This window comes from Streptomyces sp. NPDC006655 (assembly GCF_040703965.1).
GTDB lineage: Bacteria > Actinomycetota > Actinomycetes > Streptomycetales > Streptomycetaceae > Streptomyces.
The window spans coordinates 36577-58406 of record NZ_JBEYJU010000054.1 but is presented as its reverse complement, the minus strand read 5'-3'; the positions used below and the strand labels follow the sequence as shown (position 1 = coordinate 58406).

At 70.7% G+C, this 21830-nt stretch carries 21 protein-coding genes; 4 read left to right on the top strand and 17 right to left on the bottom strand.

Going from position 1 to position 21830, the window contains the following annotated elements:
• Positions 1-167: 167 nt before the first annotated feature.
• The 5 genes from AB0958_RS27815 to AB0958_RS27795 form a co-directional block, all read right to left on the bottom strand.
• The gene (locus AB0958_RS27815) at positions 168-1229 is read right to left on the bottom strand and encodes an aminotransferase class V-fold PLP-dependent enzyme (protein WP_366893210.1); all 1062 of its coding nucleotides are present in this window, start codon (positions 1227-1229) and stop codon (positions 168-170) included.
• Between the two features lie 97 nt (positions 1230-1326).
• Entirely contained in the window at positions 1327-2043 is a 717-nt protein-coding gene (locus AB0958_RS27810; protein WP_366893209.1) for a DsbA family oxidoreductase, read from the bottom strand.
• Between the two features lie 60 nt (positions 2044-2103).
• Positions 2104-2607 carry a GNAT family N-acetyltransferase gene (locus AB0958_RS27805; RefSeq protein WP_366893208.1) on the bottom strand — a complete coding sequence of 168 codons (504 nt, stop codon included), beginning with the start codon at positions 2605-2607 and terminating at the stop codon, positions 2104-2106.
• A 36-nt stretch (positions 2608-2643) separates the two neighbouring features.
• Positions 2644-3252: a DUF1349 domain-containing protein gene (locus AB0958_RS27800; RefSeq protein ID WP_366893207.1), complete on the bottom strand. Its 609-nt coding sequence runs from the start codon at positions 3250-3252 to the stop codon at positions 2644-2646.
• 61 nt (positions 3253-3313) lie between these two features.
• A complete protein-coding gene (locus tag AB0958_RS27795) occupies positions 3314-4843 on the bottom strand; it encodes an aldehyde dehydrogenase (NADP(+)) (protein WP_366893206.1) in 1530 nt (509 codons plus the stop codon).
• Positions 4844-4989: 146 nt separating this feature from the next.
• Here AB0958_RS27795 and AB0958_RS27790 point away from each other — a divergent pair, with 146 nt between their 5' ends.
• Entirely contained in the window at positions 4990-5763 is a 774-nt protein-coding gene (locus AB0958_RS27790) for an IclR family transcriptional regulator (protein WP_132886054.1), read from the top strand.
• An 81-nt stretch (positions 5764-5844) separates the two neighbouring features.
• Complete coding sequence (locus AB0958_RS27785; RefSeq protein ID WP_366893205.1) at positions 5845-7299, top strand: penicillin-binding transpeptidase domain-containing protein; 1455 nt, start codon at positions 5845-5847, stop codon at positions 7297-7299.
• A gap of 92 nt (positions 7300-7391) precedes the next feature.
• Here AB0958_RS27785 and AB0958_RS27780 read toward each other — a convergent pair whose 3' ends face one another.
• A complete protein-coding gene (locus AB0958_RS27780) occupies positions 7392-8843 on the bottom strand; it encodes an NCS2 family permease (RefSeq protein WP_366893204.1) in 1452 nt (483 codons plus the stop codon).
• Positions 8844-9023: 180 nt separating this feature from the next.
• Here AB0958_RS27780 and AB0958_RS27775 point away from each other — a divergent pair, with 180 nt between their 5' ends.
• Together AB0958_RS27775 and AB0958_RS27770 are read left to right on the top strand one after the other, a co-directional pair.
• Positions 9024-9593 (top strand): SigE family RNA polymerase sigma factor, encoded by a 570-nt coding sequence (locus AB0958_RS27775; protein WP_366893203.1) that lies wholly within the window; start codon positions 9024-9026, stop codon positions 9591-9593.
• Positions 9590-10438: a hypothetical protein gene (locus AB0958_RS27770; protein ID WP_366893202.1), complete on the top strand. Its 849-nt coding sequence runs from the start codon at positions 9590-9592 to the stop codon at positions 10436-10438. Before AB0958_RS27775 ends, AB0958_RS27770 begins: the two co-directional genes overlap by 4 nt.
• A 70-nt stretch (positions 10439-10508) precedes the next feature.
• On the opposite strand, the gene AB0958_RS27765 is transcribed toward AB0958_RS27770, so the two are convergent.
• From AB0958_RS27765 to AB0958_RS27715, 11 genes are all read right to left on the bottom strand, one after another.
• A complete protein-coding gene (locus tag AB0958_RS27765) occupies positions 10509-11306 on the bottom strand; it encodes an HAD family acid phosphatase (protein ID WP_366893201.1) in 798 nt (265 codons plus the stop codon).
• A 99-nt stretch (positions 11307-11405) separates the two neighbouring features.
• On the bottom strand, positions 11406-12518 hold the full coding sequence (locus tag AB0958_RS27760; protein ID WP_366893200.1) for a chondroitinase-B domain-containing protein: 1113 nt from the start codon (positions 12516-12518) through the stop codon (positions 11406-11408).
• Between the two features lie 40 nt (positions 12519-12558).
• The gene (locus tag AB0958_RS27755) at positions 12559-13575 is read right to left on the bottom strand and encodes a pectinesterase family protein (RefSeq protein WP_366893199.1); all 1017 of its coding nucleotides are present in this window, start codon (positions 13573-13575) and stop codon (positions 12559-12561) included.
• Position 13576: 1 nt separating this feature from the next.
• Positions 13577-14695, bottom strand: a complete 1119-nt coding sequence (locus AB0958_RS27750) for a pectinesterase family protein (protein ID WP_366893198.1) — start codon at positions 14693-14695, stop codon at positions 13577-13579.
• A gap of 115 nt (positions 14696-14810) precedes the next feature.
• Positions 14811-16091, bottom strand: a complete 1281-nt coding sequence (locus tag AB0958_RS27745) for a pectate lyase (protein WP_366893197.1) — start codon at positions 16089-16091, stop codon at positions 14811-14813.
• Between the two features lie 53 nt (positions 16092-16144).
• Positions 16145-16918: a rhamnogalacturonan acetylesterase gene (locus AB0958_RS27740; protein ID WP_366893196.1), complete on the bottom strand. Its 774-nt coding sequence runs from the start codon at positions 16916-16918 to the stop codon at positions 16145-16147.
• Positions 16919-17052: 134 nt separating this feature from the next.
• Complete coding sequence (locus tag AB0958_RS27735; RefSeq protein ID WP_366893195.1) at positions 17053-18390, bottom strand: sugar ABC transporter substrate-binding protein; 1338 nt, start codon at positions 18388-18390, stop codon at positions 17053-17055.
• Positions 18391-18519: 129 nt separating this feature from the next.
• On the bottom strand, positions 18520-18783 hold the full coding sequence (locus AB0958_RS27730) for a hypothetical protein (RefSeq protein WP_366893194.1): 264 nt from the start codon (positions 18781-18783) through the stop codon (positions 18520-18522).
• Positions 18780-19919 (bottom strand): Gfo/Idh/MocA family oxidoreductase, encoded by a 1140-nt coding sequence (locus tag AB0958_RS27725; RefSeq protein WP_366893193.1) that lies wholly within the window; start codon positions 19917-19919, stop codon positions 18780-18782. The genes AB0958_RS27730 and AB0958_RS27725 overlap by 4 nt, the downstream gene beginning before the upstream one ends.
• A gap of 70 nt (positions 19920-19989) precedes the next feature.
• Positions 19990-20874, bottom strand: coding sequence for a carbohydrate ABC transporter permease (locus AB0958_RS27720; protein WP_366893191.1), 885 nt, complete (start codon positions 20872-20874; stop codon positions 19990-19992).
• Positions 20871-21806, bottom strand: coding sequence for a sugar ABC transporter permease (locus tag AB0958_RS27715; protein ID WP_366893190.1), 936 nt, complete (start codon positions 21804-21806; stop codon positions 20871-20873). The genes AB0958_RS27720 and AB0958_RS27715 overlap by 4 nt, the downstream gene beginning before the upstream one ends.
• Positions 21807-21830: the final 24 nt, after the last annotated feature.

Below are 21830 nucleotides of genomic sequence, written 5' to 3'. Positions count from 1 at the left end.
CGGGAGACCGACCAGTCCGCCGACCGGCCCGCCCGCCGCGCAGCGGCAGTCCGACACAGCATCGGCGCACGGGACTTCACGCCGATCCGCTGAGCGTGTCGTTGGCTCGGCGCTCGGCCCGGGGGCCGTCACGTTCGTCGTGGCGGCCCCCGGGCCGTGCCGTGCCGTCAGTCCCCGAGGACGTCCAGCAGGCGGTCCACGTCGGCGGGGGTGTTGTAGATGTGGAAGGCCGCACGCAGGTTGCCGGCGCGGTCGGAGACCTCGATGCCGGCCCGGCTCAGCTCCGGCTGGCGGCCGCCGAGCCCGGGGACGGCGACGATCGCCGAGCCCGGCGCGGGCACGGGCTCGTGCCCGAGGGCCGCGAGCCCGGCCCGGAAGCGGTCAGCGAGGGCCACGTCGTGGGTGTGGACGGCGGCCACGCCGAGCTCCTCGACCAGATCGAGCGAGCGGCGCAGGCCCGCGCAGGTGAACAGGGCGTGGGTGAGGTCGAACCGGCGGGCGGAGTGGGCGAGTTCGGCGACCGGGCCGTAGCAGCTGTCCCACGGCACCTCGGCCGCGACCCAGCCCGCGAGCACCGGGGTCAGCCCGCCGAAGTCCTCGGGGACCACCAGGAAGGCCGCGCCGTGCGGGCCGAGCAGCCACTTGAAGCCCACGGACGCGGTGAAGTCGTAGGCGTCGGCGTCCATCGGGAGCCAGCCCGCGGCCTGGGAGAAGTCCACGTAGGTGCGGGCCCCGTGGCTGCGGGCGGCCTCGCGCAGTGCGGGCAGGTCGGCGATCCGGCCGTCCGCCGACTGGGCGGCGCTGACCGCGACCAGGGCGGTACCGGGTCGGACGGACTCCGCGACCCGCTCCAGCGGCACCGAACGGACCTTGAGGTCGCCGCGCACGTGGAACGGGTTCATCACGGAGGTGAAGTCGTCCTCGGCGGTGAGGACTTCCGCGCCGGCCGGCAGCGAGGCGGCGATCACGCCGGTGTGCGCGGCGACCGAGGCGCCCACGGCCACCCTGGTCGCCGGGACACCGGCGAGCCGGGCGTAGGCGGCCCGGCACGCCTCCACGTCCTCGTACAGCGAGGTGATCGGACGTCCTTCGGCCCGCAGCAGCGCCGCCTCGTGCAGGGCGGTCACGGTACGGGCGGGCAGCAGGCCGTTGCTGGCGGTGTTGAGGTAGATGCTCTTGGGGGCGAACTCGGCGCGGACGAGGCTCTCGAACGTCTCCGTGGTCTCCATGGGTCCACTCTGCGGCCCGGGACACCCCCCGTCCATCGCGAAGTTCTTGCAGGACCTGCCAAGGATCGCTTATGCGTACGGCCTGACCTGCGGCTTCTCAGTTCTGCGGGACCGCGCACCCGTCCGGCCCGCAGGCCTCGGCACCGCCGTCGTCGATGAGCTTCAGCGGGGAACGCGCGCCCCAGGCCTGGCTGAGCGCCTGGGTGAACACCTCGGCGGGCTGGGCGCCCGAGACACCGTACTTCCGGTCGAGGACGAAGAACGGCACCCCGTTCGCCCCGAGCTCGGCGGCCTCGCGCTCGTCGGCGCGGACCTCGTCGGCATAGGCGGCGGGGTCGGCGAGCACCGTACGCACGGCCGCCTCGTCCAGCCCGGCCTCCACCGCGAGCTCCACGAGCCGGTCGGTGCCCTCGCTGAAGACGGACCGCTCCTCGGCGAAGTTCGCCCGGTACAGGATCTGGATGAGCTGGTCCTGCCGGCCCTGCTCCTTGGCGAAGTGCAGCAGCCGGTGCATGTCGAAGGTGTTGCCGTGGTCACGGCCCCGGGTGCGGTAGTCGAGGCCCTCGGCGGCGGCCTGCGCGCCCAGGTTGTCCTCGCCCGCCTGGGCCTGGGCCTCGCTCATCCCGTACTTCTTGGTGAGCATGGCGAGCACCGGCTGGACATCGCCCTTGGCGCGACCGGGGTCGAGCTCGAAGGAACGGTGCACCACCTCGACCTCGTCACGGTGCGGGAAGGCGGCGAGCGCCTTCTCGAAGCGGGCCTTGCCCACGTAGCACCACGGGCAGGCGATGTCGCTCCAGATCTCGACGCGCATGTCTTCGGCTCTCCAGGTAGTAAGAGGTCTTCCAGTACCTGAACCTTCAACCAGTGCGCTTCATTCCCCGCCGACCGTATACCGCAGGTACAGGTGGTGGTCGCCCTCGGCCGACGGGTTGTCCGGGTCGGGCACCCAGCCCAGGCGGGCGTAGAAGACCTGGGCCCGCCGGTTGTCGACATGCACGTCCAGGACGGCCGTCTGCTTCCCGTCGGCCTGCCACCGCTCCACACAGGCGGCGTGCAGGGCACGCCCGACTCCGGCCCGCCACCGGCCGGGGTCGACATGGAACTGGAACAGCTTGACCGTCACGGCGGGACCGCCCCCGGGGGCGCGGAAGGAGGCGATGCCGATGATCTCGCCCGCCTCGGCCACGCACAGCACCTGGCCGTCGGGCCGGCCCAGGGCACTCCGCCAGGCCGCCGTCCAGTCGGTCCCGTCGTCCGGCAGGCCGTCCGGGTAGTAGGTCGACCGGGCCCGGCGGTGCAGCGCGGCGATCTTCTCCGCCTCGGCGGGCAGCGCGGTCCGGATGACGCGAGGGGCGTGCACGTGGTCACTGATCATGCAAGGGAGGACAGGACCGGGCCCCTGCCGGTTCCCTCAGCTTCCGTCGCGCAGGTCGTCCGGCCAGCCGGGCCTGAACTCGATGTGGTCGTACGTCACCACACAGCCCTCGCCGAGCGGCGACTGGGTCATGAAGCCGACCAGCGCGGCGTCGGTCTCCTTGTCGCCGCCGAGCGTGAAGAGCCGGACGAAGGTCCACTTCCGCCCGTCGCGGGAGGCGTGGAAGGCCAGTGCCCGGCCGGTGCGGCTGATCCGCAGCCAGACCGAACTGCCGTCCACCGTGAAGGCGTTGGAGTCGTCGGAGTGGCCCCGGGTGACCACCGTGCAGACGGTGGGCACGTCCGGGGAGTTCTCCAGGCAGAGCTTGGCCCAGGCCCGGTCGCCGACGTGGACGTACAGCACACCGGCGTCGAAGGCGGCACCGAACCCGACGGTGACCCGGGCGATCAGCTGGAAGTCCCCTTCGGGCGCCCCAAGGAGCCGGGGCGCGTCCGAGGCGGGTTCGAGTGCCTCCCCGGTGGGCGGCACGAACCGGTCCTGCCGTGCCCCGGCCCACCCGGTGAGCACACCGTCCTCGTAGAACCAGTGTCCGTCGGGCCCGTAGGTACGGAGGGGGAAAGGGAGTTCGGGAAGTTCCAGGTCCATGGTCGGATTGTGTCAGCAGTGCTTTTCGAGGCGCGCAGGGGCAGCCGCGCGCCCCACGGCGCTACCGCTCCAGCACCCCGTTGAACCGCCGAGGAAGCCCCAGCGGGTTCTCGTCCCGGAGCTCCGCGGGCAACAGGGCCGACGGCGCCCCCTGGTACGCCACCGGCCGCAGCCACCGCTCGATGGCCGTGCCGCCCACGGACGTGGACGTGGACGTCGTCGCCGGGTACGGACCGCCGTGGTGCTGGGCCGGAGCCACGGCGACCCCCGTCGGCCAGCCGTTGACCAGCACGCGCCCGGCCAGCGGCGTCAGCTCCGCGAGGATCTCCGCCCCGAGCCCCTCCCCCGCGGCCTCCTCGGCGGAGAGGTGGACCGTCGCCGTGAGGTTCCCCGGCAGCCGCGACAGCACCGCCGTCGCCTCGTCACGGTCCTCGTAACGCACCACCACGGTCACCGGCCCGAAGCACTCCTCCAGGAGCAGGTCGTACGCGCCCGCCTGGGCCAGCTTGTCCGCCGCGACCAAGAGGAACCCCGCGCTGACGGTGTGCTCGCCCCCCGCCCCCGGCGTCACCGGGCTCGCCACCTCGGGGAGTTCGGCGCGTTCGGCGACCCCGGCGAGGAAGTTGTCCCGCATCCGGTGGTCGAGGAGCACGCCCGCGTCGGTGTCGCTGACCGCGTCCGTGAGGGACTTGACCAGCCCGTCCCCCGCGGCGCCCGACGGCACCAGCACCAGGCCGGGCTTCACGCAGAACTGTCCGACGCCCAGCGTCATCGAACCGGCGAGCCCGGTGCCGATCTCGCCGCCGCGCTCGGCAGCGGCGGCCTCGGTGACGAGGACCGGGTTCAGGGAGCCCAGTTCGCCGTGGAAGGGGATCGGGACCGGACGCGCCGCGGCGGCGTCGAAGAGCGCCCGCCCGCCGCGGACCGAACCGGTGAAACCGGCCGCGGCGATCAGCGGGTGCCTGATCAGCTCGATCCCGGCCTCGAAGCCGTGCAGGAGACCGACCACGGCCTCCGGGAGGCCGTGCTCGGCGGCGGCCCGGCGCAGCACCTTCGCGACCAGCTCGGACAGCGCCGGGTGGTCGGGGTGGGCCTTGACGACCACCGGGTTGCCGGCGGCCAGCGCGCTCGCGGTGTCACCGCCGGCGACCGAGAAGGCGAAGGGGAAGTTGGAGGCCGAGTAGACGGCGACGACACCCAGCGGGACCTTGTAGCGGCGCAGGTCGGGGATGGGCGGGGTGGCGGTGGCGTCCGGGTGGTTGATGACGACGTCGAGGAAGGCGCCCTCGTCCACGATGTCCGCGAAGGCCCGCAGCTGGTAGGCGGTACGGGCGAGTTCGCCGGTGAGCCGGACCGGGCCGAGCGCGGTCTCCGCGTCGGCGGCCTCGACCAGGCGGTCCTTGGCCGCTTCGAGTCCGGCGGCGGCCGAGCGCAGGAAGGCGGCGCGGACGGTGCGGCCGGCGAGGGAGCCGCGTACCGCGTGCGCGGCCGTGACGACGGCGTCCACCTCCTCGGCTGTGGCCTCCACCGCAACCTGTTCGCGCTGCTTCCCGGTGCGCGGGTCGACACTCCAGACTGGTGCTGCTGCCACCGCGGGTCCCTCCATGAGTTGCGTTCTGCCGCAGTATCCGGGTCATTCACCAGGGATGTTCGATATACTGAACGCTGTCTCTGATGATGAATATGCTGTCGGAGACTATATCTTCGGTTTCCCGTCCAACGAAGGGGTCAAGGGCGATGGCGGCAGGCGAGACAGGCGGCGGGGCGCAGGTCAAGTCCGCGGTGCGGACCGTGGAATTGCTCGAGTACTTCGCCGGCCGCCCCGGTATGCACTCCCTCGCGGCGGTCCAGGAGGCCGTCGGATATCCCAAGTCCAGCCTCTACATGCTGCTGCGCACCCTGGTGGAGCTGGGCTGGGTGGAGACGGACGCGACCGGCACCCGGTACGGCATCGGGGTGCGGGCCCTGCTGGTCGGCACGTCCTACATCGACGGCGACGAGGTGGTCGCGGCGGCCCGCCCGACCCTGGACCGGCTCTCCGACGACACCACGGAGACCATCCACCTGGCACGCCTGGACGGCACCAACGTGGTCTACCTGGCCACCCGCCAGTCCCAGCACTACCTGCGCCCGTTCACCCGGGTCGGCCGCCGCCTGCCCGCCCACTCCACCTCCCTCGGCAAGGCGCTGCTCGCCACCCACACCGACGAACAGGTCCGCAAGCTGCTGCCGGAGACGCTGCCCGCGCTCACCGAGCACACCCTCACCGACCGCGAGAAGCTCATCGAGGAACTCCACCAGATCCGCGAGCAGGGCTTCTCGGTCGACCGCGAGGAGAACACGCTGGGCCTGCGCTGCTTCGGCGTGGCGATCCCCTACCGCACCCCGGCCCGCGACGCGATCAGCTGCTCGGTCCCGGTGGCCCGGCTGACCCCCGCCCACGAGCAGATGATCAAGGACGCCCTCTTCGACGCCCGGGACCGGCTGACCCTGGCGACGCGACGGCTCTGACCGGCGTCCGCATGAGCGGACGATGAGAATTCCACGGCGACGGGAACGCACCCCCCGCATTCGCTCGTCTGTCTGAGCGGGATGAACAAGACGATCAGGCGGGCGTCCGTCTTCACACTGCTGCTCGTGCTCGCCCTGCTGGGCAGGGCGACATGGGTGCAGTTCTACGACGGTCAGGCCCTCGCGGACGACAAGTACAACCGGCGGAACGCGATCCAGACGTATTCGCAGCCGCTCGGGAACATCATCGTGGCCGGTGACGCGATCACCGGCTCGGCACGGACGTCGGGCAGCGACCTCAAGTACAAGCGCACCTACACGGCCGGCAAGCTGTACGCGGCGGTGACGGGCTACTCCTCGCAGGCCTATGCCCCGACCCAGTTGGAGGGCATCTACCAGGACCTGCTCAACGGCACCGACAACCGGCTGAAGACGGTGATGGACACGCTCACCGGACAGCGCGCCGACCCGGGCAACGTGATCACCACGATCGACCCGGACGTCCAGAAGGCGGCCTACAAGGCGCTCGGCGACAAGAAGGGCGGGGCGGTCGCGATCGACCCGAAGACCGGCAGGATCCTGGCGGTCGTGTCCACCCCGTCGTACGACCCCGACACGCTCACCGACGCGAACACCGCCGGCACGGCCTGGAAGTCGCTGAACGCCGACGCGGACAAACCGCTCACCAACCGGGCGCTGCGCCAGCCGCTGCCGCCGGGCTCGACGTTCAAGCTGGTGGTCGCGGCGGCCGCCCTGGAGGACGGCCTCTACAAGAACGTCGACGTCAAGACGGTCAGTCCCGTCCCGTACACCCTGCCGGGCACCACGACCCCGCTGAAGAACGAGAGCAGCACCGCGCCCTGCGCGAACGCGCCGATCCGGGTGGCCCTCCAGTACTCCTGCAACAACGTCTTCGGCAAGATGGCCGTCGACCTCGGCCAGGACAAGGTGCGGGCGATGGCCGAGAAGTTCGGCTTCGACGACAGCAAGCTGGACATCCCCGTGCGGCCCTACGCCAGCGTCTACCCCAAGGACATGGACAAGGCCCAGACCGGTCTCTCCGGCATCGGCCAGTTCGACGTCACCGCGACCCCGCTCCAGATGGCCATGGTCTCGGCCGCCATCGCCAACGGCGGCAAGCTGGTCTCCCCGCACATGGTCTCCCAGATCACCGACAGCGGCGGCGACGTGCTCAAGAACTACGACGACGACACGAGCACCAAGGAGATCGTCAGCTCGTCGACGGCGGAGCAGCTCCAGTCCGCGATGCAGACGGTCATCGAGCAGGGCACGGGCACGAACGCGCGGATCGCCGGGGTCACGGTGGGCGGCAAGACGGGCACCGCCCAGCACGGTGAGAACAACAGCAAGACGCCGTACGCCTGGTTCACGTCGTACGGCAAGTCGAACAGCACCGGCAAGGAGGTCGCGGTGGCGGTGATGGTCGAACAGTCCGACGCGGCCCGGTCCGAGGTCAGCGGCAACGGCCTGGCGGCGCCGGTGGCCAGGGCGATGATGCAGGCAGCCCTGAGGTAACGGCCCGAGCTGGAGCGCCCCGCAGGGGCGCGGGGAACTGCGCGACCAGCCACGACGAACCCGCGGCCGACAGCGGACCCGCGCCCCACCCGCTACTTCACCCCCAGCACCTGCTCCACCGGATCAATGGCGAAGTACACCAGGAACAGCGCCGACACCACCCACAGCAGCCAGCTGACCTCCTTCGCCTTCCCCAGCACCGCCTTGATCACCACGTACGCCAGGAACCCGGCCCCGATGCCGTCCGTGATCGAATAGGTGAACGGCATCGCGGCGATCGTCAGGAACGCCGGGATCGCGATCTCGTACTTGTCCCAGTCGATGTGCTTGACGTGGGTCATCATCAGGAAGCCCACGGCGATCAGCGCGGGCGCCGCCGCCTGGAGCGGCACGATGGTCAGCAACGGGGTGAGGAAGAGGGCGAGTCCGAACAGCCCGCCGGTGACGAGGTTGGCGAACCCGGTGCGGGCGCCCTCCCCCACCCCGGCCGCCGACTCGATGTACGCCGTGTTGGAGGAGGCCGACCCGAGACCGCCGGCCACCGCCGCCGCCCCGTCGATGAACAGCACCCGCCCGATGCCGGGCACCTGCCCCTTGTCGTCCAGCAGCCCTGCCTCCGCGCTGATGCCGACGATCGTGCCCATGGCGTCGAAGAAGTCGGACAGGATCAGGGTGAAGACCAGCAGTACGGCGGTGAGCACACCGGCCTTGGCGAAGCCGCCGAACAGGCTGAAGTGACCGATGAGCCCGAAGTCGGGGGCGTCCACGATCTTGTCCGGGACCTTCGGCGTGGTCAGACCCCAGCTCTTGATGTCGGCGACCGAGTTGATGACGATCGCCACGACGGTCATGGTGACGATGCTGATCAGGATCGCGCCCTTCACCTTGCGGGCGACCAGCGCGATGGTCAGGAGTACGCCGACGCAGAAGACGAGGACGGGCCATCCCGTGAGCCGGCCCACGGCACCCAGCTGTACCGGCACGGTGGTGTCCGCGGCGTCCGGGATCCGGCTGACGAAGCCCGCGTCGACGAAGCCGATGAACGCGATGAACAGGCCGATGCCGACGCCGATCGCCTGTTTCATCTGCTGCGGGATGGCGTTCATGATCGCCTCGCGCAGCCCGGTCACCACGAGCACGCAGATCAGCAGTCCTTCGAGGACGACCAGGCCCATCGCGTCGGACCAGCTCATCAGGGGCGCCAGCTGGAAGGCCACCACGGCGTTGAGGCCGAGCCCGGCCGCGATGGCGAGCGGGAGGTTGCCGCCGACGCCCATGATGATCGTCATCACGCAGGCCACCAGTGCGGTCGCGGTGACGAGTTGACCGGTGTCGAGGGTGTGGCCGAACTTGTCCTTGGCGCTGCCGAGGATGATGGGGTTCAGGACAAGGATGTAGGCCATCGTGAAGAACGTGGCGAAGCCGCCGCGTATCTCCCGGCCGAAGCTGGACCCCCGTTCGGAGATCCTGAAGAACCGGTCGACGCCGTTCCCGGCAGGTGGCGCGGCGTCTCTCGGCCGGTCCACCTTCTGCGTCTCGGACATGGTCGTACTCCTGAGCGTCGGTGTGCGGATGCTGGCTGGATTGTTCCCGTGTCGAACGCGTTTCAGGTTTTCCTCGTGTTACGGAATCGGACGCGCGTACACCGAACCCCCGTACCGGGCACACCGAATGATCACTGCTACGCTCCGTTCCTCGCCGGAACGTTCCTTCGGAGGTCACACGTGGGCACAGTCGTCAATGACGCCGCCTCCGTGGAGTTCCACGCCTTCTTCGAGAGCCACCACGCCGAACTCTCCCGGCTGGCCCATCTGCTGACCGGCGAGGCCGACGCCGCCGACGACCTCGCGGCCGACGCGCTGCTGGCGCTGTGGCACCGCTGGGACCGGGTGCGCGCGGCCGACCACCCGGTGGCCTATGCCCGGGGTGTCGTCGCCAATCTGGCCCGCACCCGTGTCCGCAGCACCGTGCGCGAGCGGCGCCGGGTCGCCCTGTTCTGGTCGCGCCGCGAGGAACGGGCCGAGAACCCGGACGTCGCCGGAGTGCTGGACGTCCAGGGCGCGTTGCGCCGCCTGCCCTTTCGCAAACGGGCGTGCGTGGTCCTCCGGCACGCGTTCGACCTGTCGGAAAAGGACACCGCGCTTGCCCTCGGGATCTCGGTGGGTACGGTGAAGAGCCAGACGTCCAAGGGCATGGCCGAACTGCGGAAGCTGCTCGGCGAGCAGGGTGGTCCGCAGCGGGTGCACACGGCGATGGCACCGCGCGTCGGCCAGAGCGGAGGAAGGAACCGATGAGGCAGCAGGACGTGCACGACGAGCTGCGCGCCCGGCTGCACGAGGCGGCCGAGGCGCACGAACCCGACCGTGCCCGCATCCTGGCCCGGATCGAGCGGGGCATGGTCCAGCAGAGCCGCCCCGGCCATCGCGCCGCCCTGCCACCGCTGGTCGGCTGGATCCGGGTGGTGAGCGCCACGGCCGCGGTCGCCGCGGTCCTCGGCGTCGGCGGCTACGCGGTCGCCTCGGCCGTGAAGTCCGCCCCCACCGAGAAGACGGTCGCGGTCTCCCCCACGCCCTCCGCCTCCGCGGACGCGTCCAGCCGACCGCCCTCCCACTCGGCGGCCCCGCCGGCGCCCGCCCCGCCCTCGGCGTCCGCCTCCTTGGGGCCGAGCTCGACGCCGTCCTCCTCCCCGAAGGCCTCCCCCGGCTCGCCCGTCGCGACGGGCGAGCGGGACGGCCCGCTGTCGTCGGACGGCTCGGTGGACGCGCACAGCAACGAATTCTGGGCGCAGTCCGACGTGACCCTGAAGACCACCGGCCGGCTGACGTCCCTGACGGTGCGGTTGAAGGTGGCCCAGACCGGTGGGGTGGCGAACACCGGAGCATGGCGCTCGCTGCCGGAGGCCGACTTCACCCAGACGGCGGCCGAGCAGGACGGCTTCCTCGTCTACACGTGGACGCTGAAGCCGGGCCGCGAGGTCGCCGTCGGCACATGGGTGTTCGCGGGCCAGTACAACCACCGGCAGGGCGGCCGCGACACCGGGGGCGACACGTACACGATCACCGGCGGCGACACGGCCGGCAAGCAGTACGCGGTGACCGGCGACTTCGCGGCCCGCACCGGCACCGGGGGCGGCTCGTAGCGGTGACCGGGGCGGAACGGGCCGGCGGGACCGCCCCGGCCCGTTTCCGCCTCGCATCCGAGGATCCCGTTTACGACACGAAGTACGTCGGGTTCGGCAGCTTGTACGTGCGGTCCGCGTAACCGCCGTCCAGGTCCGAGTACTGGTCGCCGAGGTTGGCGACGATGTCGTACCCGAGGTCCTCCTCGATGTGCTTGCGGGTGCCCGACTTGTACTGCACCGTGGTGCAGTTCCAGGTGCCCGGGGTGGCGCAGGCGCTCAGGTAGGACGGCGGGGCGGCCTTGTCCTTGAGGAACATGTGGGCAGCGTCGAGGTTGACGTCGGCGCCGATCTTCTTCAGGTTCGCGACGGCAGCGGTGCGCTGTGCCTCGCTGAGACCGGAGTTGTAGAAGACCTCGACGCCCTTGCTCTGCGCGTACCGGACCAGTTCGGCACTGCCGAAGACGCCGGGCCGGTCGGCCTTGTTGACGTAGTCGGCCCAGGTGGTGCCGTTGTAGGTGTAGTTGTAGCGCTTCTCGTAGTCGAGGCTGAGCAGCAGCGTGTCGTCGATGTCGAAGACCACCGCGGGCTTCTCACCGTGGCGGTGCGCCCTGCGCGCCGCCTTGTCGATCTGGCGCTCGACGGCCGCGTCGACGCGCGCCAGGTCCTTGGCGTACGGGCTGTCCGGGGACGCCTGGTACACGCCGTTCGCGTCGGCGGTGGTGCCGTAGTACGTGTCGATGTCCTTCACCAGGAGCCCGATGTTGTAGGGCTCGTGGGTGGAGTTCGCCGTCGACTGGCCGGCGGTGGCGGCACCGGCGCCGTAGAGGGCACCTCCGGCGACGGCACAGGAGGCGACGACCGCCGCGATCCGAAGTGACTTATTCATGACAGGAGTTCTACGCGCGTCATCCGGGTGGGCGCGAGACCCGTTGCCCGATCGATACCTCATCGGCGGGCAAAAACCGGGTCAAGCGCCCTGGACGGCTCAGTCCATCGTCGCGCCGATGGTCGTGCTGCCGGTGGTCAGGAAGGTCGTCGCGGGCAGCGAGCCGTCCGACCGGCGGGCGTTGTACGCCGTCGAGGCGTCCGTCGACCTGAAGGCGGGGGTGCTGACGCCGCTGTCCCAGTTGTTGCCCGCGGAGACCACCGCGGAGCCCTTGGTGACGGAGCCGCCGCCGTTGCTCACCGCGAGGTTCTTGCCGAGGCGGGCCGCGCTGGTGGCGAAGTAGTAGCCCCCCTTGGAGTTGGCGTAGGCGGTGGTGCGGTTGACGGTGATCGCACCGGTGTTGGAGTTCTCGGTGAACCCGTTGCCCGCGTTGCCCCAGGCGGCCGAGTTGTTGACGACGTGCGCGACGGTGACGCCGTTGCCGCCCAGCTTGAAGCCGTTGCCGTTGCCCTCGAAGGCGGAGTCGCCCCAGCGGTTGACGCCGTTGCCGAAGGACCAGGTGTGCTCGATGGTGACCGGCGAGGAGAAGGACCAGAGGTCGATCCCGTCGTCCGAGTTGTTGTACAGCCGGGCGCCGGTGACGAGGTTGCCGGTGCCGGAGCCGAACTTGATGGCGACGCCGTCGGCGTTCTGGCCGTGCTCGGCGGCGTCGTAGTTGCCGTAGCTGTCCAGGTTCTTGACGGTGTTGTTCACGGTCCCGTCGCCGGTGAGCGTGAAGCCGGAGTCGCCGCCGTTGATGGTTTTGATGTTCGACCAGACGGTGCCGGTGCAGGACTGGCAGACGACCGCGCTGTCCGGGGAGTTCTGGAAGGTGATGTCGGAGACGTTCCAGTAGTCCGCGGTCAGCTTGAAGATCCAGGAGCCGGCGGGCAGCGACGAGCCGTCGATCTTCACCGTCTCCGAGCCGTACGCGGTGAGCGTGATGGGCGCCGAGGACGTGCCGTCGACCGTGGACTGGAGGGTGGCCGTGGGGCGGTAGGTGCCGCCGCGGACCTGGATGACGGTGCCGGCGGTGGCGTTCTTGATGGCGTTGGACAGGTCGGTGGAGTTGCCGACCACGACGGTCGCCGCGTGCGCCGGGGTGGCGGTCACGGCGAGTCCGAGCGACGCCGTGGTCACGGCGAGTGCGGTGAGGGTGCTGAGTCGACGCATGACGTGCGGGTCCTTTCGTCGATCAGGAGGAGGAGGTCTGTCAGGGCGTCCAGTCGCCGAGCCAGCTCGCGGGGGTGTGCGACGCGGCCTCGGCGGCGGTGAGCTGGGGCCGGTTGTCGGGGACGCTGATCACCGCGCCCGGCCCGGAGTTGCGGTACTCCGCGAACCGCATGGACTGCCAGGGATAGGCGTCCCGCATGTTCGTGTAGGGGGCGACGGGGTCGATCCCGGGGCCGATGAGACTGTCCCGCACGACCAGTGAGGGCCAGGCGGTGGTCTCGTACGACGGGACCCACGGCCGCGCCAGCTTGTACGCCCCGTCCTCCGCGCCGGAGGTGAACCGGGAGCGGACGGCGAGGATGCCGTGCGGGTTGGCGCGGGCGGTGGAGGGGGCGAAGACCATGCCCTTGGGGGTGAAGCCGACGTCCCGCGGCAGGGTGTGGAAGTGGCAGCGGTCGAACACGGCGGTCGCCCGCCCGAAGACGAAGTCGACGTCGCCCTCGACGTAGCAGCGCCGGAAGCACTGCCGGTCGAAGGCGGCCGGCCCGGTCGTGTCGACGAACAGGGTGTCCTGGTGGGCCAGCAGCCGGACGTTCTCGAAGAGGGTGCGGTCGCCGTACGTGTACGCGGCCACCGCCTGGGTGCCGGTGATCTCGGGGTGGTCGGCGCGCAGCCAGTCGTTGGCCACGGTCAGGTCCCGGACGGTCAGCCCGGGGGCGGCCGAGGTGAAGGTGGCCGAGCCCGCGGTGCCGTAGGTGCTCCCGTCCGGCTTCCGCGTCCCGTTGGCGTGGTCGAAGACGATGACGGCGGCGCGCGGATCACGAAGGGCCCCGCGGAGCGTCAACTCCGCGGCCTCCGGCGGCACGTCGACGACCTCGCGGTACGTCCCCGGGTGCACGACGATCGTCCAGCCGGGTCCGTCCACCCTCTCGACGGCCGCCTGGACCGACTCCCCGGGGCGGACGTGCAGGACCCGCTGGCAGGACGCGAGCGCGGGCCGGGCGGCGGCGGTGAGCAGGCCGCCGGTGACGCCCGCCAGGAGGGTGCGCCGGCGCATGTCAGCAGTCCTCCTTCCAGGGCTTCCAGTCGCCGAGATACGCCTCGCGCGTCGCCGCCCCGGCTTCCGCGGCGGTGAGCTGGGGCCGGTTCCCGGGGACGGAGATCACGGAGCCCGGCCCGGTGTCGCGGTACTCGGCGAACCGCTGGTTCTGCCACGGATAGGTGTCCGACATGTTGGTGTAGGGAGCCGCGGCGTCGATGCCGGGGCCGAGCCAGGTCTCACGGACGGTGAGCATCGGACGGGCGGTGGTGTCGGAACCCGGCACCCACGGGCGGGCCAGCTTGTAGGAGGCGTCCGGCGCCGCACTGCTCACCCGGCTCCTGGTCACCAGGTAGCCGCGCGGGTTGGCGACGGCCGTGGAGGGCGCGAAGACGAAGCCGTACGGCGGGGCGGCCAGGTCGGTGCGGTCCAGGGTGCGGAAGTGGCAGTGCTCGTACACCGCGGTCGCCCGCCCGAAGACGAAGTCGACGTCGCCCTCGACGTAGCAGCGCGCGAAGTACTGGCGGGCGAAGGTGCCGAGCGCCGTCGAATCGGCGTACAGGGTGTCCTGATGGCCGAGGAACCGGCAGTCGGTGAAGGCGCTCCGGTCGCCCTGCACCTTGACGGCGACCGCCTGGGTGCCGGTGATGTCCGGGTGGTCGGCGCGCAGCCAGTCGTTGGCGAAGGTGATCCAGCGGGCGGTGAACCCGTCGGCCTGCACGGTCGTGGTGGCGGATCCGGAGGTGCCGTAGGTGCCGCCGCCGGGCTTGGAGGTGCCGTTGGCGTGGTCGAAGACGATCACCACGGCACGGGGGTCCTCGGCGGCGCCGATCCAGGTGGCCTCGGTGCGGGTGGTGTCGAGGGACACCGTCTCCCGGTAGACGCCCGGGGCGAGGACCAGGGTCCGGCCGCTGCCGGTGGCGGCGGTCACGGCGGCCTGGACGGTGGTGAAGTCGCCGCGCCCGTGCGGGTCGACGTACAGGGTCCCCGGGGTGCGGCGGCGCTCGGGCGACCCGTACCGCCCGAAGGGACGGCCGGCGGCGTGCGCGGGCAGGGCGGCCAGACCGAGCGCGGCGCCCGTCCCGGCGGCCGCGAGCAGGAAACCCCGTCTGGACAGGGGGAGGAGGGGCGAGGACATGCGGGTGCTCCTTGGCGACGGAGGGGGACGCGGAGGGGGCCGGCGGTACGTCCTTCGCGGTGGCAGGGGCCGGAGGGGGCCGGGGCGCTGGTGCCCCGGCCCCGGGGCGGCCGGGTCAGCGCAGCCGGCCGGCGCCCGCGCCGCAGTCGACGATGCGCGGCACGGCCCGCGCGGGGTCGATCCCGGTGCGCAGGGTGGGGGTCCAGCCGGCCCCGGACCGCAGGATCTCGCCGGGGACCTGGGCGTTGTGGACGGCGATGAGGTCCGTCGGCTCGCCGTTGACGTAGTTGTCGTCCGCGGTGAGCGGCGCCTCCTTCCACTTCTTCAGGATCGTTCCGGCGCCGACGCCGTCCGGCAGGGTGAACGCGTTGTGCTCGGCGACGAGCTGGGACTCCATGCCGATGCCGTAGCTGTAGCCGTAGCCGTTCTCGGCGACGAAGTGGTTGTTGTAGGAGTCGACCTGCCCGAACCGCACCCGGGGTGCCCGCTCCACCAGGTTGGAGAACAGGTTGTGGTGGAAGGTGACCCTGAGGTGCCCCCGGTCGACGGCGGCGGTGGAGGCGCTGTCGCTGTTGCCGATCAGGATCGTCTTGTCGTGGTCCTCGAAGACGTTCCAGGAGGCGGTGACGTAGTCGGCGCCCTTGACGATGTCCAGCTCACCGTCGTGCTGTTCGTAGATCCGCCCGAAGTAGGAGGGCAGGGTGCTGTCCGGGTGGTCGCCGTCGGTGAAGGTGTCGTGGTCCATCCAGACGTGGGTCGACCCGTAGATCACCGCGCTGTCGTACTCGGAGTTCCAGTTGCCGTCGGCGGTGTCGGTCGGGTCCCACTGCGGGAAGCAGTCAAGGGGGCTCTCGAAGCTCAGGTTGCGGACGATGACGTTGTCGACGGCCTTGATCTGCAGGCTGGCGCCCTTGAAGCCGGCGTCCTTGCCGACGCCGACGATGGTGGTGTTGGCCGGGACGTAGGCCTTGACGTAGGCGTCCTGCTGGGCCTGCGAGGCGCGCCGCAGCCCCTCGGGACTGTCGTCGGGCTCGTTGTCCAGGTTGGTGGAGCGCCCCCAGACTTGCGGCGAGTACGCGGCGAGGTAGGCGGCGAAGTCGTAGCCGGGCACGGCGAACGAGTCACAGCTCGGCCCGTCGGCGTCGATCGTCCCCACCACGCGGACGATCTTCGGTGCGCTGCCGCCGTCGGCGAGGGCGGCCTTGAACTGGTCCCAGGTGGTGACGGTGTAGACGTGCGCGGGGTCGGCGGCGGAGCCGCCGCTGGTCCCGGTCGTGGCCGAGCCCCAGCCGTCGTGCGCGGCCAGCACCTGCCGGTCGAGCGCGGTCCGGTGCGGGGCGGCGGCCTGCGCGGTCCCGGTCGCGGCCAGCACGAGAGCCGTGCAGCCGGCCAGCATACCTATGACGCGTCCATGACATATATGTGTACGCACTGTGCGGTTCTCCTCGGCTATGCGGATGGCCAGGTGATCCAGGAAGTCGGGATGGACTCGTGCAGCCGGACGACGTCGTGCCGGGCCAGCACCCGGGTGCGCAGCAGCTCCTGCGCCACGAGCCGGGCCACCGCGATGGCCCCCGGCGGGTTGAAGTGCGTGTTGTCCTGCTCGGTGCCGGTCCAGTTGAAGTACGTCTTGGTCGCCTCGACGCCCAGCGACTGCCACAGGGCCAGCGACAGCGCCTCGATGTCGAGCAGCGCCACCTGCTCCCGCGCGGCCAGCGCACGCATCGCCGCCGGATAGTCGCCGTGGGTCGGCACGGCGTTGCCGTCGGCGTCGAACCTCCTGCGCTCGACCGGGGTGGCGAGCACGGGCCGGGCACCGCGCGCCCGCGCGCCCTCGACGTACTTCAGCAGGTACTCCTGGTACGTCGTCCACGGCTCGGTGTACCGGGTGGGATCGGCGCTCTTCTCGTCGTTGTGCGCGAACTGGACGAGCAGCAGATCGTGCGGCCGGACGGTGGCGAGGATCGCGTCCAGCCGCCCCTCGTCGACGAAGCTCTTCGAACTCCTTCCGTTCACCGCTTGGTCGGAGACGGCGACCTCTTTCCGGAGAAAGAAGGGCAGCGCCATGCCCCACCCGGTCTCGGGAGCCTCGTCGGCGGTCTTCCGGGCGGCGGTGGAATCACCGGCGATGTAGAGGGTGCGGTGACTTCTCTCAGGGCCGCGGCCGACGAGCGGAACGGCCGCGAGAGCCGCGGATGTCACCTGTCTGCGCGTGAGGGACACGTGGGTCGCCTTTCAAACAGGGATCGGGGTGTCCTACCAAGGGGCGCTGGGGGTACCCCGGCCGAAGGCTGGGGGAGGAACTGCGCGACCAGCCACTACGGACTCGCAGTCCCCCACAACCGCAACCGCCCGAATCAGTGGTTCTTCTTCCAGTCCGCCTGCGCCTTGTCGAGCTGATCGGCCAGCGTGTCCAGGAACTCCTTCGCCGTCATCTTCCCAAGCAGCACCTTCTGGAAGTTCGGCTCGTTGTCGGCCTTGGAGATGGTGTTCCAGTCCGGCAGGTAGTAAGGCAGCTGCACGATCTTCGTACCGGCACCGTTCAGCGCCTCGGCCGCCAGCTTGGTGGGCTCGGCCTTCTGGATCCACGCGTCGGACGCCGCCTCCGTGTTCGCCGGGATCTGCCCCGCCGACTCGTTGAACTTCGAGTTCTCCTCGTGCGACAGGGCGAACTCGACGAACTTCCAGGCGGCCGCCTTGTTCTTGCTGGACTTGAAGACACTCAGCCCGTCGACCGGGTTGGAGATCTGTACCCGCGTACCGTCGTCCTGGGTCGGATTCGGCAGCCCCCGGAACCTGTCCGCTCCCAGCGCCTTCAGATGGTCCTGGTACGACCCGAGGTTGTGGCTCAGCATCCCGATCGTGCCGCTGTCCCACTGCGCGACCATCTTGGTGAAGTCGTTGTTGACGTCGGCGGACGGCGTGTCCTTCTTGTACAGCGCGACGTACTTCTCCAGCGCGGCCACGTTCCTCGGGTCGTCGACCGTGGTCCTGTCGCCGTTCCAGAACGAGGTGATCCCGCTCTGGCCGTACGCGGCGTCGAGCGCCGGCGCGATCGACCCCTCACCGCCGCGGATGGTGAACCCGAACGCGTTCTTGCCCTTGTCGGTGAGCTTGTCGGCGGCCTGGTAGAACTTCGTCCACGTCGTCGGCGCGTCCAGGCCGGCCTTCTTGAACAGGTCGGTCCGGTACCACAGCACACCGTTGTTGGACGAGGTCGGGATCTGGAAGAGCTGGTCGCCGCCGCCCGCGGCCCGGCTGTTGTCCAGCAGCTTCTGGTTCAGCTTGCCGTTGAGCGAGCTCTTCGCCAGCCGGCTGTCCAGCGGCTCCAGCGCGCCCTGCACCGCGACCTCGGCGAGCATCGCGGTACCGACGCCGCCGACGTCGGGCAGACCGCCGCCCTGGATGGCCGTGTCGTACTTGGACTGGGCGCTCGCGGCGGGGATGCCGACGTACTTCACCTTGATGTCGGGGTTCTGCTTCTCGAAGTCGGCGATGATCTGCTTCCAGACGTCGGTGCGGACACCGCCGTTGTTGTCCCAGAAGGTGATCGTGCCCTTGCCGGAGCCCTCGGTGCCCTTGTCCCCCGCGCTGCCGCTGCCGTCGTCGCCGCAGGCGGTGGCGGTCAGCGCGAGCACGGAGCCCAGGGCGACGGCCACGGCCGCACGCCTGCTTCTGCGGATGCTGCTCTTCATCGGTCGGCTCTCTTCCTCGGGTCTCTTCTTCGGGATCCAGTGGAGATACACGCCGGTGGGGGCGGTGCCCCGATTCGGCAAGCGCTTGCTACGACGGTGCGTCATTGCGGCTCCCACCAGGGACGACGGTTACTGGGCGCTGATCCGGAACTGCGAGGTGGCCGCGGGCACGAAGGCCGCCCTCACGTCGCAGGGGAACCGGCGGCGCGCCACCGCGCCGATCCCGGTCCGCAGCCGGGCGGCGGAGTCGTCGTCGCCGGCCGAGGCGGCGGCCGGGGTGGTGACGGGGTGCAGGTAGGGGCGGGGAGCGGGTCGGGCCGGGAGTCCGGGGTGGCTGACGTGGCAGCCGGCCCGGCGGCCGGCGGCCTTCAACGGCAGGGCGGCGTCCGTCATGTGCTCACCTCTGTCTGCGGGGCCCAGGGGGCGCTCAGCTCGGAGTAGAGGGCGAGGGTGTCGGCGCTGGCCGCGACCAGTCGGTCGATGCCGGTCACCACCCGGCGGTCCTCGTCGGGGAGGTGGCGCCAGGCGTCGGCGGGCAGCGCGGCCGGGTCGTCGGCCAGCCGGATCGCTTCCACGACCTTCATGAAGGCGCCCGTCGCGTCCGGCTCGACCAGTAGATCGGCGTCCGTGGTGAGGTGGTCGACGAGGTTCTCCAGCAGGTCCGTGGTGCCGTACTCGATCTCCTCCGGACCGTGGCCCGCCCGCTGTACGAGCACCCGGTCCAGCTTGTACCAGAAGGTGATCCGGCCGCGGTCACCGTGGACCAGGACGTACGGGTCCCCGGGCTCCTCGGCGCAGAGCGTCGCGGCGACGGTGACCGGGCCGCGCGGGGTGGAGACGCGCACGCAGGAGGTGTCGTCGGACTCGATGTCGTTGGCGCGCAGCAGTTCGGTCTCGATGCCGGTGACGTCCTCGGCGCGGGTGGTGCCGAGCAGCGCGAGTCCGGTGGCGACTGCGTGCGCGAGGGGGTTGGTGAGGACCCCGTCGACCACGTCCACGCCGTTCAGCCGCCGCTTGCCGGACCAGGCCGCACGCCGGTAGTAGGACTCGGGCCGGGCCCAGGCGCCCGCCCCGCCCACCCCCGTCACCGTGCCGATCGCGCCCTGCTCGATCAGCCCGCGGATCGCGGGCACGGCGCCCGAGCCCAGCGACTGGAAGCCGATCTGGCAGGCCACGCCCGCCTTGGCGATGCCGTCGGCCATCCGCCGGAACTCGGCGTACGACGGTGCGGGCGGCTTCTCCAGGAGCACGTGCACGCCCCGCTCGGCCGCGGTCAGGGCCAGGTCGGTGTGGGTGGGGATGGGGGTGCAGATCACGGCGACGCGGGCGCCGGTCGCATCCAGCAGCGCGCCGAAGTCACCGGACTGGACCGGCTGCCCGAGTCCCTCCGGCAGCTCGTCGGCGCCCAGCGGGGTCAGCTCGCAGATGCCGGCGAGCCGTACGAGACCCTGCTCCTGGAGCCGGCGGATGTTCTCCAGGTGCCAGCGGCCGTGGCCGCGCGCGCCTGCCAGGACGATGTCGATGGTCATGTGGTCCTCCCTGCGTTGCCGATCTTCGCGAGCAGGGTAAGCGTTTGTCCCGAGCGGTCCGAAAGGCGTCTCATCCCTTCACCGCCCCGGCGCTGAAGCCGGTGATCAGCCACTTCTGGATGAAGGCGAACACGATCACGACCGGTACGGCCGCGATGATCCCACCCGCCGCCAGCGCACCCAGGTCCACGCTGTCCGCGCTCATCAGGGTGTTCAGGCCGACCGGGATGGTCTGCTTGCTCTGGTCGGAGAGGAACATCAGGGCGAACAGGAAGTGGTTCCAGGCGTGCACGAAGGCGAACGAGCCGACCGCGACCAGCCCGGGTCGCAGCAGCGGCAGGACGACGATGCGGAAGGCGGTGAGCCGGTTGCAGCCGTCGACCCAGGCGGCCTCCTCCAGGGAGTACGGCACGTTCCTGATGAAGCCGCTGATCAGGATCATCGACAGCGGGAGCTGGAAGACGGTCTCCGCGAGGACGACACTGCCGAGCGAGTTGATCATCCGCAGGTTGGCGAAGATCTGGAAGAGCGGCACCAGGAGCAGCGCGCCCGGCACGAACTGGGAGCAGAGCAGGGCGAGCATGAAGCCGCGCTTGAGCCGGAAGTCGAAGCGGGCCAGGGCGTAGCCGCCGGCCAGCGCCACGAGCGTGGTCAGCACCAGGGTCGCGATGCCGACGTAGACGCTGTTGGTGAAGTAGGTGCCGAAGCTGCGCTCGGTCCACACCTTCCGGAAGTGGTCGAAGGTGACCGGCCAGGGGACCAGCGAGGTGGATCCGGCGGGGCGGACGGCGAAGAGCAGGATCCAGTAGAACGGGACCAGGGTGAAGAGGAGGTAGACCCCGAGGGGGAGGTAGATCTGCCAGCGCGGGACCTCGTCCCAGGCGCGGCGCCGCTTCCCGGGGCGAGCGGGTTCGGTCACCACGGGCGGTGCGGCCGGTGCGATCTCGGTGATCACTTCGTCTCGCCTCCGAACTTGCTGAGCCGCAGGTAGACGACCGAGCAGAAGAGCAGGATCACGAACGCCACCGTGGTCAGCGCCGAGGCGTAGCCGAAGTTGTGGGCGTCGACGCTGGTGTTGGCGATGTACAGCGGAAGGGTCGTCGTCTCGCCCGCCGGGCCGCCGCCCGTCAGGGTGTAGAGCAGGTCCACGTTGTTGAACTCCCACACCGCGCGCAGCAGCGTGGACAGGACGATGGCGTCCTTGAGGTGCGGCAGCGTGATGTGCCAGAACTGCTTGAGCGTGCTCGCCCCGTCGACCTCGGCGGCCTCGTACAGGTCCTTCGACACGGACTGGAGGTCGGCGAGGATGAGGATCGCGAAGAAGGGGACGCCGCGCCAGAGGTCGGCGACCACGGCCGCCGGGAAGACGGTCGACGTGTCCGACAGCCAGCTGGTGCCGTACGATCCGATGCCCGCGTCGGCAAGGTAACGCGTGATGCCCGTCTGGGAGTTGTAGAGCAGCACCCAGATCGCGGAGGTCAGCACGCCGGAGACGGCCCAGGGCGAGAAGACCAGCGCCCGGCCCAGCGCCCGGCCCACGAAGGTCTGGTTGACGATCAGCGCGAGGGCCAGCCCGAACAGCAGTTGCAGCCCGACCTCCACCACGACCCACTGGGCGCTGAAGGTCAGCGTGTCCCAGAACTGCGGGTCGTGGGCGAAGGCCTGCGTGAAGTTGCCGAAGCCCGCGAAGCCGTTCCGCCAGGGCTTGGTCGGGTTGTAGTTCTGGAGGCTGTAGTAGAAGACGCTGAGCACCGGGTAGGCGATGAAGCCCAGCATCAGCAGGGCCGCCGGGGCGATCAGCAGGTACGGGAGCCTGCGCGGCGTCGCGGAGGCACGGCGCCGCCGGGGTGGCGCGGGCGGGTTCGCCACGGCTGCGGCTTGGGCCACGACTGTTCTCCGTTCGCATCGGTT

Excerpts from the sequence above, each read along its gene's own strand:
- AB0958_RS27815 (WP_366893210.1), bottom strand. The coding sequence starts at position 1,229 with ATGGAGACCACGGAGACGTTCGAGAGCCTCGTCCGCGCCGAGTTCGCC.
- AB0958_RS27810 (WP_366893209.1), bottom strand. The coding sequence starts at position 2,043 with ATGCGCGTCGAGATCTGGAGCGACATCGCCTGCCCGTGGTGCTACGTG.
- AB0958_RS27805 (WP_366893208.1), bottom strand. The coding sequence starts at position 2,607 with ATGATCAGTGACCACGTGCACGCCCCTCGCGTCATCCGGACCGCGCTG.
- AB0958_RS27800 (WP_366893207.1), bottom strand. The coding sequence starts at position 3,252 with ATGGACCTGGAACTTCCCGAACTCCCTTTCCCCCTCCGTACCTACGGG.
- AB0958_RS27790 (WP_132886054.1), top strand. The coding sequence starts at position 4,990 with ATGGCGGCAGGCGAGACAGGCGGCGGGGCGCAGGTCAAGTCCGCGGTG.
- AB0958_RS27785 (WP_366893205.1), top strand. The coding sequence starts at position 5,845 with ATGAACAAGACGATCAGGCGGGCGTCCGTCTTCACACTGCTGCTCGTG.
- AB0958_RS27780 (WP_366893204.1), bottom strand. The coding sequence starts at position 8,843 with ATGTCCGAGACGCAGAAGGTGGACCGGCCGAGAGACGCCGCGCCACCT.
- AB0958_RS27770 (WP_366893202.1), top strand. The coding sequence starts at position 9,590 with ATGAGGCAGCAGGACGTGCACGACGAGCTGCGCGCCCGGCTGCACGAG.
- AB0958_RS27765 (WP_366893201.1), bottom strand. The coding sequence starts at position 11,306 with ATGAATAAGTCACTTCGGATCGCGGCGGTCGTCGCCTCCTGTGCCGTC.
- AB0958_RS27760 (WP_366893200.1), bottom strand. The coding sequence starts at position 12,518 with ATGCGTCGACTCAGCACCCTCACCGCACTCGCCGTGACCACGGCGTCG.
- AB0958_RS27755 (WP_366893199.1), bottom strand. The coding sequence starts at position 13,575 with ATGCGCCGGCGCACCCTCCTGGCGGGCGTCACCGGCGGCCTGCTCACC.
- AB0958_RS27750 (WP_366893198.1), bottom strand. The coding sequence starts at position 14,695 with ATGTCCTCGCCCCTCCTCCCCCTGTCCAGACGGGGTTTCCTGCTCGCG.
- AB0958_RS27745 (WP_366893197.1), bottom strand. The coding sequence starts at position 16,091 with ATGCTGGCCGGCTGCACGGCTCTCGTGCTGGCCGCGACCGGGACCGCG.
- AB0958_RS27735 (WP_366893195.1), bottom strand. The coding sequence starts at position 18,390 with ATGAAGAGCAGCATCCGCAGAAGCAGGCGTGCGGCCGTGGCCGTCGCC.
- AB0958_RS27730 (WP_366893194.1), bottom strand. The coding sequence starts at position 18,783 with ATGACGGACGCCGCCCTGCCGTTGAAGGCCGCCGGCCGCCGGGCCGGC.
- AB0958_RS27725 (WP_366893193.1), bottom strand. The coding sequence starts at position 19,919 with ATGACCATCGACATCGTCCTGGCAGGCGCGCGCGGCCACGGCCGCTGG.